The sequence below is a fragment of the Allocatenococcus thiocycli genome (genome assembly GCF_921292965.1).
GTDB lineage: Bacteria > Pseudomonadota > Gammaproteobacteria > Enterobacterales > Vibrionaceae > Vibrio > Vibrio natriegens.
The window spans coordinates 25,198-37,108 of record NZ_CAKLCK010000003.1; the positions used below are offsets into that span (position 1 = coordinate 25,198).

The following is an 11,911-nucleotide window of genomic DNA, read 5'->3' on the forward strand; positions in this document are numbered from 1 at the left end:
TTAAAGCTTCCCCTAAGGGGAAGCTCAATGATCAAAATCAAGTCAGAGAATAGATTTCAACGCAGATAAGAACGTGGCAACATCTTGTTCTGAAATGTCTTTATGGGTCACAAATCGGATAGGATTCCCCGGCGTGATAATGATATCTTGCTGTTTTAGTTTCTCAGCGATGCTCGCGATATCCACTTGAGGCTGTAACTTAGCAAACACAATGTTGGTTTGGACTAAATCAGGATTGACTGAGAACCCAGGAAGTTCTGCCAATCCTTGAGCTAGCGTTTTGGCATTAATATGATCTTGCTTTAACTGGGGGACTTGCTCGGTAATCGCGAGTTTACCTGCAGCGGCTAAGATACCTGCCTGGCGCATTCCTCCGCCAACCATCTTTCTTAAGCGTCGTGCTTTTGCAATGTACTCTTTGCTGCCGAGAAGGAGAGAACCAACAGGTGCGCAGAGTCCTTTTGAAAGACAAATGGTCATTGAGTCAAAATACTGCGCAATTTCTTTAACAGGTACATCGAGCGCCACTGCAGCGTTAAACACGCGTGCACCGTCAAGGTGTAACTTCAGGTTGTGCTGATTAACAAATTCACGAGCTTCTGCAAGATAGGTAAGCGGTAGAACTTTACCATTTATGGTGTTCTCAAGGCTCAGCAAACGCGTTCGAGCGAAGTGCATGTCATCGGGCTTAATTGCAGCTGCGAGTTTATCAAAAGGTAAAGTACCGTCGGGATTATTCTCGATTGGTTGAGGTTGAATGGAGCCTAAAACCGCCGCGCCACCCGCTTCGTATTTGTAGTTGTGCGCTTGTTGGCCGCAAAGGTACTCGTCTCCGCGCTCACAGTGAGCCATCAAACCTAACAAGTTCGCTTGAGTGCCTGATGTAGTAAACAGGGCTGCTTCAAAGCCTGCTAGTTCTGCAGCGTATTGCTCCAGCTCATTCACTGTTGGATCATCACCGTAAACGTCATCCCCAACTGGCGCTGTAAACATGGCTTCGCGCATGGCTTGAGTCGGTTGAGTTACTGTATCTGATCGAAAGTCCATGAATATCTCCTCTTAATCCCTAAATATATCCGCAAAGTCGAGCTTTGCTTAAACAAGCGATAGTTTTAGCATCGGTAATCGTGCCGTCGATAATTTTTTCTTCTAGCTGTTTTAGTGACAGCGTCACCACTTCAATCACTTCGTCTTCATCACATTCATAGCGATGAGTCGCGGTTAACTCCTGTGCGATAAATAAGTATTGGATTTCATCACAGAAGCCAGCTAAAGGCGTAACTTGTCCGAGCGAAATAAATTTTTGTGCGCTAAACCCGGTTTCTTCTTCCAGCTCTCGCTTTGCACATGACAAGGGGTCTTCAACACCTTCGCGTGTTCCTGCCGGCAGTTCAAGCAACCATTTTTTCAGAGAAGGACGAAACTGATTCACAAGTACGACTTCATTGTTCTCCGTTATAGGCAAGATAACCGCAGCTCCAGGGTGATGAATCGTAGTGTGTGTAATGACCTGACCAGTGGGTAGTTCAACGTCTTCTTCTACCAGTGAGATTTGCTTCCATTTATGAATGGTTTTAGTCATGAAGTGGTAATCCAAACTATTAAGGCTTGTATGAACATTAACGATATTCGTCATCAAACAAAAGTAAAAATCTGTTTACAACCCCATAACTTGGAAAGAGTAAACAATTCTATTGTGTGATTTCCTTGAGCTTGTGTCAGCGAGAAATCATTGCGTTCTGTATCTGAAAGCCATTCTAACACTACAAAAGTGTACATATTTTCAGTGATATGCATCTCATAAATGGAAACTTTGATTGCTCGGCGATGTGGTAAGTAAGCATCTGTTATAAGGGGAGGTAGAATAAATTACACTTGTAACAAAGTGATAACAAATGTATAAAAATAAATATACCGCATCAGTCCAGCAGCCGGAGCCCTCATGATACAACCCTCTTTTGCATCTAATGCCGATAAAGCACTTCTTTCCGAGCGTATCAATAAGTTAGCGAAAGCGTTGACTGATGGCGTTTACGAACGTGAACATACCATCAAACTTTGTCTTCTAGCAGCCCTTGCTGGCGAAAGCGTTTTTCTTCTCGGCCCTCCGGGTATTGCGAAAAGCTTGATTGCTAAGCGCTTAATTCAGGCGTTTGATAACAGCAGCTATTTTGAATACTTGATGACTCGATTCTCGACCCCAGAAGAGGTGTTTGGCCCGCTTAGTATCCAAGAATTGAAAGATAACGGCCGTTATGTCCGTTTGACTGAAGGCTACCTTCCGACGGCTCAAGTCGTTTTCTTAGATGAAATTTGGAAAGCTGGTCCAGCAATCCTGAATACTTTGCTGACAGTAGTGAACGAAAAAACATTTAAAAACGGCAGTGACATCGAACGCGTACCAATGCGTTTGTTGGTATCGGCATCGAATGAACTCCCAGACGAAGACAGCGGCTTAGACGCATTGTATGACCGTATGCTGGTACGTGTGTTTGTTAACCGTATTCAGAACAAACAGAATTTTAAGTCAATGCTAACCGTGGGTACTTCTCAGGAAGCAAAAATACCAGAAGGCCTGGCGATTACCGACGACGAGTATCATCAATGGCAACAACAGTTCGATAAATTGTCGCTGACAGATAATGCTTTCGAAAAGCTGTTCCAGCTCAAGACCATGTTAGAAAGCAAGGTTGAAGCTGAGTTTGGTGATATCGCGAATACGGACATGTATGTTTCTGACCGACGCTGGAAAAAAGCGGTGAAGCTACTTAAAGCGAGCACGTTCTTTAATGGCCGAGATGAGATAAACCCGCTCGATCTTTTGCTTCTTCAAGACTGTTTGTGGAATAGCCCTGAATCTCGTGATGTCGTTCGAAATGTCGTCCAGGAATTTGCATTGAAACACGCTTTCGATCAGCAAGATGCAGAACAAGAAATCGAATACTGTCGAGAGTCACTTATCGACGTGCAACACGAGCTCGAAGATACCTACCGCATGACTCTGACATCAGAAGCCGCAACGGGCATTCTGCGTAAAGAAACCATGCGTTTTGATACGTCTAAAGCGAAAAGTTACAAAGTCGGCGCGGCGGTGAACTTAGTAAAACTAGTGATTTTGCAGAGCAACATGTCGGTATCTGAATCTGAGAAAGGTGACAGTCGCTGGGTGTATGTTCCTAAAGACGAACTAGACCGTGTGATTAAAGACGGCCACGGTGATGTGTACGGTTATGTTAACCAAAACACCAATATGTGCCGCTTGCGTTTTGATGTCGATGCAGCCAATAACCTGGTGATTCGTGATATAGCCAATCGAGGTATTCTTGTCGGCCTAGTGACGCAAGAAGGTTTAGATATGGAACGCTACCAAAATTGGCTTGCTCAGAGTGAAAAAGCAGTGAGTCAGTTAAGTGAAGCAGAACATCACATGCGCAAAGTCAAAGCCAACTTTCACGATGCGCTGCCACACAGTTTTGTCGACCCAGAATTGCCGCGTTTAATGGAATCGAGTCTGCAACAGGTTAGCCAAAGGCTTGAATCTATCCAGGGAGAAAGCGAGAAAATTGTTCAGCGCTTTAAGAACTTACAACAGTTTTTCTCGTAAGGAGGCTTCATGTTAGGTGCAGATGGATTCAACTTGGCATTGATGATAGCAGACTCGGGGATCATCGACAGCGCAGTGAACGATCTTATGGCCCGCTCTCAAGTCATGATGATGGCAGAAAACCGAGGAGTAAAATCCTCCGTGAAAAGTCACCTGTTAAAATGGCGTGGCAATGTTAAGAAGCGTATTACTAAGGTATGTGAAACAGAGCGATTTCAGCAAGAACTCGCTTTGTATCAAGAAGTGATTCACTGGAGTGAAGATGAGTTTTTTGATCGCATCGAAGACGTAATCAAAAAGCTCGAATGGCACTCTGCCTTTTACATGCAAGCGCGTCGTATGATGGAGAAGAACAAAGGGGTCAACAACCCGATGTTCCCACACTATTTTTGTGACCAGTGGTACCAGAGCTTGGCGGATGCCATCAAACAAGCTCAGGTGAGTGAACTGGAAGCGAATAAAGAAAAAGTGCTCAACGATCTTTATCAGCGTATGGAAACCATGCGCAATATGGATAAAGTGACCGAGTCTGGTGATGCGGAAAGCGTAGGTCGATTATGGGATATGGCGTCTGCCAAGTTGAGTAAGACCGACCTTACGGTAATGAAGCGTCATGCGGAGTTTTTGAAAAAGCATAAAGGGTTACAAGAGATCGCTGAGCAACTTGGTCGTATGGCAGGGCAGGTGAATGATCCTGATCTAAATCGCGCTCCGGCTGAAGAATTGCAAATGGTTGAGGAAAAGAGTGACGAAGCGACCGACGACATTGTTGGTATTCACGAAAGTGACGATTTAAATAAACTCCTCCCAAATGAAACCATGTTTTTGGCATATCCAGAGCTTGAAGTTGTGTTCTATAAACACCTTGTCGACAAGCGTTTGATGAACTACCGAACTCAGGGTAAATCTCGTACGCTGCGAAAAGTTAAAGCGCATCGCCCTGATAACAAAGCGGTGGATATCGAAAAAGGTCCATTTATTGTCTGTGTAGACGCTTCAGGCTCAATGAGTGGTTTTCCAGAACAATGTGCTAAGGCAATGGCGTACGCACTGATGCAAATTGCGTTAGCAGAGCAACGTGACTGCTACGTCATCATATTTTCTACCGAGCACATTACTTACGAGCTGACTAAACAAGATGGCTTGCGCGAAGCTGCTGATTTCCTGACCTATAGCTTCCATGGCGGCACCGATTTGGAACCGACCTTGATAAAATCCATCGATCTGATGAGTGGTGACAAGTACAAAAACGCCGATATGGTGGTGATTTCGGATTTTATTGCACCAAAGCAGCAGGATGAGCTACTCGAAAAAGTAAATGCACTTAAAGCAAAGAAAAACCGTTTTCATGCGATCAGTTTGTCCAAATACGGTAATCCGGCGTTAATGTCGATGTTTGACCATGTGTGGTCTTATCATCCAAATGTCGTTGGGCGATTACTCAAACGTGTAAGCAACGGTTAGATAAACAATCAAACATAATAAAGCGGCTACTTGAGCCGCTTTATTTTTGTAGAGTTAGCAACGCATAGAAACAAACGAGAGTGCTAATAAATACGCAAATTGCTCGCGTCTTGATCCAACTGACTTAAAAGGAAGCAAACAAACAGGAAATAGTGGATTTATGTTTGACTATCTTTTCTGAATCCGTAAAGTAGCAACCAACGCAAGGGGGGAGACCTCTTAACGCGTTAATGTGACGGCGCCTTGGCAGAGTGGCTATGCAGCGGATTGCAAATCCGTGGACCTCGGTTCGACTCCGGGAGGCGCCTCCATAAATTATTCAGATATGGCTTCATACTTATCAATATTGGTATTAGCGATATCTCGATGCTAAAAGCATCAACATTAAACCAGCGAAAGCTGGTTTTTTTGTATCTGCCGTTTAGGTGGTGTGATTGGTATAAGTGTGACTCTACTTTCAGCACCTGTTACTTAATCCGCCTACAATACGCTCTTCTAAAGGATTTAATGAAGCAGCATGAGAAACACCGACGATTACATCATTTTTTATCATTTGGTCGAGCAGGGCTCGTTTAGTGGTGCGGCTAAGCAAATGGAGCTGACCAAGTCTGTGGTCAGTAAACGCATTGCGAAGCTCGAGCAGGATCTCGGTGTTCAATTGCTCTATCGTACGACACGTACCATAACCCTGAGTGAAGCGGGTCAGTATTTCTTTGAGCACGCAAAATCCGTCTATCAGGCTGTTGCTACTGCGGAAGAATCAATTGTTGGGTTAGGTAAGGATTTATCCGGCAACATCAAAATTACCGTTCCTACTATTTCTGGCGAATTGATTCTGCCTGGTGTTATTGCTGAATTTAATAACAAATACCCTGACATCAAGATCGATATGGAACTTGATAATCGTTTCGTCGACATCGTGAATGAGCGCTTTGATTTGGCGATAAGAACGGGCGTATTGCCAGACTCCAGTCTGATTGCAAGAAAGCTTGTCGACGCAAACTGGATAGTGTGTGCCTCACCTCAATACCTTGCCAGACATGGCATTCCAAAGCAGCCTACTGAGTTAGAAAAACACAACTGTCTCGTTTATTCTTACCAGGAAACGGGCGCGCGCGAATGGGCTTTCAAAGATGGCGAAGACGTGTATCAAGTGACGGTAGATGGCAATCTATGTATTAATAACTCGTCGGTTCTAAGAAATGTCGCACTTTTAGGGCAAGGCTTAATCTACGTTCCCCGCGTTTTGGTTTATGAAGATTTAAAACAAGGCCGATTAATCCAATTGTTCAAAGAGGAAACGGCAAAGTGTCTCGGTATTTACGCTGTGTATCCTTATACAAGGCAGCAGCCAGAAAAGGTTAAAATCTTTATTGACCACTTATACGCCTGCTTTCAAAGCCAGAGCCACCGCTTTTAATTTCTCTATTTTGGAACATAAACGCAACATACCAATGTGTTGAATGGTGTGTTTGTGCTTCGTTTACACCATTTAAATCTCCTTCCTATTTAGCACGTTACGTGGCTAAGCCAAAATATTCACAAACCTAATATCTTGATACTGCGCACACATGTTAACGATTGGTTTTGTTATTGTTTCTTTTGGGAAACAATCTGTTTCTTTCGTTAAATTTTATATAAACCATATCTAACATTATGATAATTAAAAACATTATTGTGATTGTCTGTCGTTGGATTCAGATTGCTCGAATGACATCGATAGACGCAGGAAAATGGACTGCTTATAGTGAGCCAAACTCAATCAACCCAGTTTGAGTGAGTGAAGCAAAATAACTAGAGATACGGATATGAAACAAAAGCAGCTGATAGAAGAATTTAAAACGATAGTCGGTGAAGAAAACGTCCTGACCGATCAAGTTAAAACTAAGTATTACCGTTCAGGTTTTCGCTCTGGTAGCGGTACAGCGCTTGCAGTCGTGTTTCCTAACACATTATTAGAACAGTGGAACATCATCAAACAGTGTGTCGAGGCTAACTGCATCATCATCATGCAAGCGGCGAAGACTGGTCTGACTGAAGGGTCTGCTCCTAGTGGTAACGATTACGACCGCGATGTTGTTGTTATCAATATTACAAAAATTAAGAAAATTCATTTGCTCGATGGTGGCAAGCAGGCGGTCTGTTTACCGGGTGCTAGCTTACACTCATTAGAAAAATCGCTTAAATCGGTCAACCGCGCACCTCATTCTATTATTGGTTCCTCTTCGTTAGGAGCGACTGTGGTGGGCGGTATCGCCAATAACTCTGGTGGCGCGTTAGTTAAGCGAGGCCCGGCATACACGGAACTGGCGATTTATGCTCAGGTGGATAAGCAGGGTAACCTGAACCTCGTTAACCACCTTGGCATTGAAGGCTTGGGTGAAACTCCGGAAGAAATCCTGACAAACTTGCAGGAAGGCAACTTCGATCCTGCCAAGATCATTCATGATGATCGAATGGCTTCGGATAAAGAGTACGATGAGCGTGTTCGTGATGTTACGTCTGATATCCCATCTCGTTTTAATGCCGACGAACGACGACTCTTCGAAGCCAGTGGTTGTGCGGGTAAACTTGGTGTGTTTGCGGTTCGTGTCGACAGCTACCCAGTGCCTGACAAAGAGCAGGTCTTTTATCTTGGTACGAATGATCCAGCAAAATTAACTAAGCTAAGAAAAGATTTTTTATCGACTTTCGAAAACCTGCCAGAAATGGGGGAATATCTACACCGCGATATCTTCAACATGGCAGAAAAGTATGGAAAGGATGTATTTCTCTCCATCGACAAGTTGGGTACGGACAGATTACCTAAAATGTTCGCGCTGAAAGCGAAAGTAGAAAACTTTTTAGAGCGTGTGCCTTTTGTTAGTAAGTATCTGCCAGATTCCATTTTGTATTACGCAAGTAAGCTGTTTCCGCAACACCTACCTGAACGCATGCTGGACTACCGTGACAAGTACGAACATCACTTGATACTAAAAATGAGCGATGGCGGTATTGCAGAAGCTCAAAAATATCTGAAAGAAGTATGGGCGGTTGAAAGCGATTGTGATTTCTTCGAATGTACCCCAGACGAAGGCAAAAAAGCGTTCTTACATCGTTTTGCGGCGGCCGGAGCGGCGATTCGTTATGAGACCATTCATCGTAAAGATGTGGAAGATATTGTTGCGTTAGATATTGCGCTGCGCCGTAATGACGAAGAATGGTTGGAAACCTTGCCAGAAGAAGTGAGCAAGAACTTAGTTCAGTCGCTCTACTACGGTCACTTTATATGTTATGTGTTCCATCAGGATTATGTGTTCAAAAAGGGCACAGATACCAAGCTGATGAAGAAGCTAATGCTAGAGCATCTAAACAGCCGTGGTGCGAAATATCCAGCTGAGCATAATGTAGGGCATTTGTATGAAGCGGAGAACTCGCTGCAGACGTTCTACCATCAATTAGACCCAACTAATACCTTCAACCCGGGTATAGGTAAAATGGATAAATATAAGCGTAACTGTAACTGCTGCGCTTAATCCATTCCGTTTTTAGTGAGGTCGTATAAAAAGTAGAGCCCCTTCACGTGTTGTCGTGGAGGGGCTTTTTGTTTGTGCTGTCTAGCACCCGGCTTTTTAGGCTAAATAGCCCTCACTGCAGCCGCAGCGACAATACCAGCTGCAATTGCAGGCAGCGGTTTTTTGACGATGAACATCACTACAGTAGTAGAAAGCAGTGCCATGCGCGCCCCGATGTCACCTTCAACGGCAATTGGTGCTAAAAGAGCAACTAACACGGAGCCGGACATGGCAGTGATAAAGCGTTGCACGCGTTCGCTAATAGGAATGAATGACATCACAAATACGCCACCCCATCGCGTCGCTAATGTCACTAGCCCCATGGCGAAAATAATAAGAAGCGTACCGCCCAAACTTGTTTCTATGCTCATGTTTTTTTCTCCTTCCAACAAGCGCCAAGTATGCCACCCGCAAAAGCGCCAACCACCACGTGGCTATTTTCAGGTAGATACCAGTAAGCCAGTAAAGAAGACCCAGCTGCGGCTCCCCAAATTGCGAATATACGTAAGTTTTTAGGGCCAACCACAACCATAGACAGTAAGAAGCATCCCATTACCATATCCAATCCAAGGCTTACAGGATCTTTTATTGCGCCACCGAAGTAGATGCCCATCCAGGTACCGACAATCCAAAAGCCCCAAAGTGCCAAGCCACCACCTACGAGTAAGCCGAGACCCGGTTCTTTTTTAGCAAATGCATTCATTGCCATTGCCCAGTTCGCGTCTGACGCAACCAACATGACACCGTAACGTTTAGCGGGTGGTAGTTGACGTAACCACGGGTAAAGTGTTGCCCCCATTAGCAGGTGACGCGCGTTGATCGCGAAGACGGTGATCAGTACTGGAATCAATGGGACTTCGGCTCCCCACATTTCTAACGTCGCAAATTGAGAAGCTCCCGCGAACACGAGGCCACTCATTAACAATGTAGGAAATGCGTCTAAGCCAGTCTGTACTGCCGCTACACCGAACGCGAGACCGAATATGACCACGAATATGGACAGGGGTAATAGTTGTGTAAAGCCGCTCCATACATCCATACGCGTAAATTCGTGCAGCGTACTCGACGGAGTTTGGATATGTTGTTGATTTTCTGTCATAGAAATACCTAGCCAGCGGGAAAGGGAGTTACCCAAGTAAGATGATTGTTATGTTTTTGTAAAGCGTATCTCTATCATCAATTGTGGCGGTTTTCAAACACAAATGGCGTTTATAAGAAGTTCCTATATTTGAAGTGCCAGCATCACATCGACTCGATGAGCCATTGTGGCTGATTGAAAATAAGTTGTGAGGGAATCGAAGTAACTCTGATGAATGAATTGTGTTCAGTTTGCGCGCGGTTTATACCGGTCGGATCGCTTTTTAAGCACTTAAATCAAAAAGATAAAATTTATTGTTGACCAGATAAATTATTCCGTTAAAGTACGCCTCGTTCTCACGGCAAAGCCCTGAAAGAACAAGGCGACACTAGCTCAGTTGGTAGAGCGCAACCTTGCCAAGGTTGAGGTCACGCCTTTTTATTTATGAGCAAGTGAACCTCGTGTGTCGCTCCAAATTTAAAAGATAACGCAGAAGCGGTATCAAAGATGGTGTTTATCGTACTAAACGGCATCGCAAAGAATTGCGTGCCCTGGTGGTGGAATTGGTAGACACAAGGGATTTAAAATCCCTCGGCGTTCGCGCTGTGCCGGTTCAAGTCCGGCCCGGGGCACCATCAAACAACAGATGTGTGGATTTTAAATTCCGCCGTCGAGCTGACCGGCCGAGTGTCGGACCATCAAGCACGGCCCGGGGCACCATCTAATCTCTTTTTACAGAGAACCAAAAAATATTAAAGGCGCCTTGGCAGAGTGGCTATGCAGCGGATTGCAAATCCGTGGACCTCGGTTCGACTCCGGGAGGCGCCTCCACAATTTAGAAAGCCAGTCTCAAGACTGGCTTTCGTCGTTTCGAATTCTCCAAAAACTTTTCCATTCTTACTCTTCTTAGCACGACGCGATAAACAATCTGAGTAATTTTACTATTACACACGCAGTTTTCTTCAAAACTATAAGTTCAATCAATGGCTTGTTTGATATTTATTGGGTTAATGAGTAACCTTTATCTAAGCAAAATTTAGAGGAATAAAAGAATGGAATCTGTTGCTGATGTATTGGTGGTTGCTATTGTGTTCGGTTCTTTGTTTGGCGGCGGGATAGTCAAACTTATCTTGAACCATAAAAAGGAATTAAGAGCGCTAGAGGTCTCTGAGCGTAATGCCATGAGCCAAGAAGACCAGGACAATCTCAAAAAGCAAGTCGTGGAATTAAAACAGCGCGTTGAAGTATTAGAAAAAATCGTTACTGACAGTAAATATCAATTGGATAAAGAAATCGCATCTTTGTAATTTAGATAATACCGATAAGCCGATTGAGTTCGGCTTTTTCAAGCCTTTCACCTTTCGTCAAAGAAGTCCTTATTACGAATATACTTGCTCATCAAATGATAAGAGAAGGGGCGAAATAGCCAACTTATCAATGAGCGCCCTAATCGAATCATGGTCGGCGTATTTTCGTAAATTCTGCCGTTATATAACCAAAGCATTTTGCCAACGTGCCAGTACAGAAAGGGAACGGGTGGCATGAAAGTGACAATATCGATATCACAACAGATTCGATAGGTTTTGTGTCCCAACTGATATCGTTTCTTGAATGTCCAGTCACCAATAGCAGGTTGGCCAAATGTCACGACGCGTTTGATACTTTTGGGATATTTGCTCTCGATATAATCAGCAAAAACACTGCCGATTGCACCACCAGAAGAATGCCCAGTAATAGTAATGCGTTTGCCTTGCAAAATCAGAGGGACAACGGTGTCTTCTAACCGCTCAATTACACTCAAACCTAGCCTGTCTTCATTTCTGCTTGGCATACTTTCTTGGAATAACAGGTGGTAGAAGCCCGCGTGGATACGATATTTCAGACCTAATTGACGACAACTTTTGGTCCACATTGCGAAGTTTAGTAACCAATCAGAAAGGCTATGAGAACCTTTGATTACCACAACGACCTCTTCGCTCTTTTTACTCCAGAGGACACGAATCATGATTTTTCCGTGCTCGTTTTTAATGACTCTCTGACCGTTAGGATCAAATCCGTAACGAGTTTGTTTAAAAACGCGAGGATATGCCAGATTACATAACACGGCGTAACGTTCGTATTGGTATCGTTTTAATGGTTTCACGTTAACGTTCTTATTCTTGCCCAGCTCAATACTTTAGAGTGAGTTTATGAAGAATACGTGAAAAGCCA

The 11,911-nt window shown here is 44.1% G+C and carries 10 protein-coding genes and 4 tRNA genes; 9 read left to right on the forward strand and 5 right to left on the reverse strand.

Features of this window, described 5'->3' with window-relative positions; all coding sequences use genetic code 11:
• Positions 1–42: 42 nt before the first annotated feature.
• Together ltaE and L9Q40_RS02675 are read right to left on the reverse strand one after the other, a co-directional pair.
• Complete coding sequence (gene ltaE / locus L9Q40_RS02670; protein WP_498791865.1) at positions 43–1,047, reverse strand: low-specificity L-threonine aldolase; 1,005 nt, start codon at positions 1,045–1,047, stop codon at positions 43–45.
• A 19-nt stretch (positions 1,048–1,066) separates the two neighbouring features.
• A complete protein-coding gene (locus L9Q40_RS02675) occupies positions 1,067–1,582 on the reverse strand; it encodes an NUDIX hydrolase (protein WP_162889741.1) in 516 nt (171 codons plus the stop codon).
• 360 nt (positions 1,583–1,942) lie between these two features.
• On the opposite strand from L9Q40_RS02675, the gene L9Q40_RS02680 reads away from it, so the two are divergent.
• The 5 genes from L9Q40_RS02680 (at position 1,943) to dld (ending at position 8,583) form a co-directional block, all read left to right on the forward strand.
• Positions 1,943–3,604 (forward strand): ATPase RavA domain-containing protein, encoded by a 1,662-nt coding sequence (locus tag L9Q40_RS02680; protein WP_498791867.1) that lies wholly within the window; start codon positions 1,943–1,945, stop codon positions 3,602–3,604.
• A 9-nt stretch (positions 3,605–3,613) separates the two neighbouring features.
• Entirely contained in the window at positions 3,614–5,068 is a 1,455-nt protein-coding gene (viaA, locus tag L9Q40_RS02685; RefSeq protein WP_014234160.1) for an ATPase RavA stimulator ViaA, read from the forward strand.
• Positions 5,069–5,305: 237 nt separating this feature from the next.
• A tRNA-Cys gene (locus L9Q40_RS02690) sits at positions 5,306–5,379 on the forward strand.
• 206 nt (positions 5,380–5,585) lie between these two features.
• Positions 5,586–6,488, forward strand: coding sequence for a LysR family transcriptional regulator (locus tag L9Q40_RS02695; protein ID WP_065301128.1), 903 nt, complete (start codon positions 5,586–5,588; stop codon positions 6,486–6,488).
• A 388-nt stretch (positions 6,489–6,876) separates the two neighbouring features.
• Entirely contained in the window at positions 6,877–8,583 is a 1,707-nt protein-coding gene (gene dld, locus L9Q40_RS02700) for a D-lactate dehydrogenase (protein WP_498791873.1), read from the forward strand.
• 101 nt (positions 8,584–8,684) lie between these two features.
• Here the strand turns inward: dld and L9Q40_RS02705 are convergent, their stop codons facing one another.
• Positions 8,685–8,993 carry an AzlD family protein gene (locus tag L9Q40_RS02705; RefSeq protein WP_498791877.1) on the reverse strand — a complete coding sequence of 103 codons (309 nt, stop codon included), beginning with the start codon at positions 8,991–8,993 and terminating at the stop codon, positions 8,685–8,687.
• On the reverse strand, positions 8,990–9,721 hold the full coding sequence (locus L9Q40_RS02710) for an AzlC family ABC transporter permease (RefSeq protein WP_498791879.1): 732 nt from the start codon (positions 9,719–9,721) through the stop codon (positions 8,990–8,992). The genes L9Q40_RS02705 and L9Q40_RS02710 overlap by 4 nt, the downstream gene beginning before the upstream one ends.
• Positions 9,722–10,082: 361 nt before the next feature.
• Here L9Q40_RS02710 and L9Q40_RS02715 point away from each other — a divergent pair.
• The 4 genes from L9Q40_RS02715 (at position 10,083) to L9Q40_RS02730 (ending at position 11,007) form a co-directional block, all read left to right on the forward strand.
• Positions 10,083–10,174 (forward strand) — tRNA-Gly (locus L9Q40_RS02715).
• A 74-nt stretch (positions 10,175–10,248) separates the two neighbouring features.
• Positions 10,249–10,335 (forward strand) — tRNA-Leu (locus L9Q40_RS02720).
• Between the two features lie 122 nt (positions 10,336–10,457).
• A tRNA-Cys gene (locus tag L9Q40_RS02725) sits at positions 10,458–10,531 on the forward strand.
• 221 nt (positions 10,532–10,752) lie between these two features.
• Positions 10,753–11,007: a hypothetical protein gene (locus L9Q40_RS02730; RefSeq protein WP_014234165.1), complete on the forward strand. Its 255-nt coding sequence runs from the start codon at positions 10,753–10,755 to the stop codon at positions 11,005–11,007.
• A gap of 47 nt (positions 11,008–11,054) precedes the next feature.
• Here L9Q40_RS02730 and L9Q40_RS02735 read toward each other — a convergent pair whose 3' ends face one another.
• The gene (locus tag L9Q40_RS02735; protein WP_118120119.1) at positions 11,055–11,843 is read right to left on the reverse strand and encodes a lipase family protein; all 789 of its coding nucleotides are present in this window, start codon (positions 11,841–11,843) and stop codon (positions 11,055–11,057) included.
• Between the last annotated feature and the right edge of the window lie 68 nt (positions 11,844–11,911).

Coding starts and splice junctions, on each gene's coding strand:
- L9Q40_RS02710 (WP_498791879.1), bottom strand. CDS start 9,721: ATGACAGAAAATCAACAACATATCCAAACTCCGTCGAGTACGCTGCAC.
- L9Q40_RS02705 (WP_498791877.1), bottom strand. CDS start 8,993: ATGAGCATAGAAACAAGTTTGGGCGGTACGCTTCTTATTATTTTCGCC.
- L9Q40_RS02695 (WP_065301128.1), top strand. CDS start 5,586: ATGAGAAACACCGACGATTACATCATTTTTTATCATTTGGTCGAGCAG.
- L9Q40_RS02730 (WP_014234165.1), top strand. CDS start 10,753: ATGGAATCTGTTGCTGATGTATTGGTGGTTGCTATTGTGTTCGGTTCT.
- L9Q40_RS02675 (WP_162889741.1), bottom strand. CDS start 1,582: ATGACTAAAACCATTCATAAATGGAAGCAAATCTCACTGGTAGAAGAA.
- viaA (WP_014234160.1), top strand. CDS start 3,614: ATGTTAGGTGCAGATGGATTCAACTTGGCATTGATGATAGCAGACTCG.
- L9Q40_RS02680 (WP_498791867.1), top strand. CDS start 1,943: ATGATACAACCCTCTTTTGCATCTAATGCCGATAAAGCACTTCTTTCC.
- ltaE (WP_498791865.1), bottom strand. CDS start 1,047: ATGGACTTTCGATCAGATACAGTAACTCAACCGACTCAAGCCATGCGC.
- dld (WP_498791873.1), top strand. CDS start 6,877: ATGAAACAAAAGCAGCTGATAGAAGAATTTAAAACGATAGTCGGTGAA.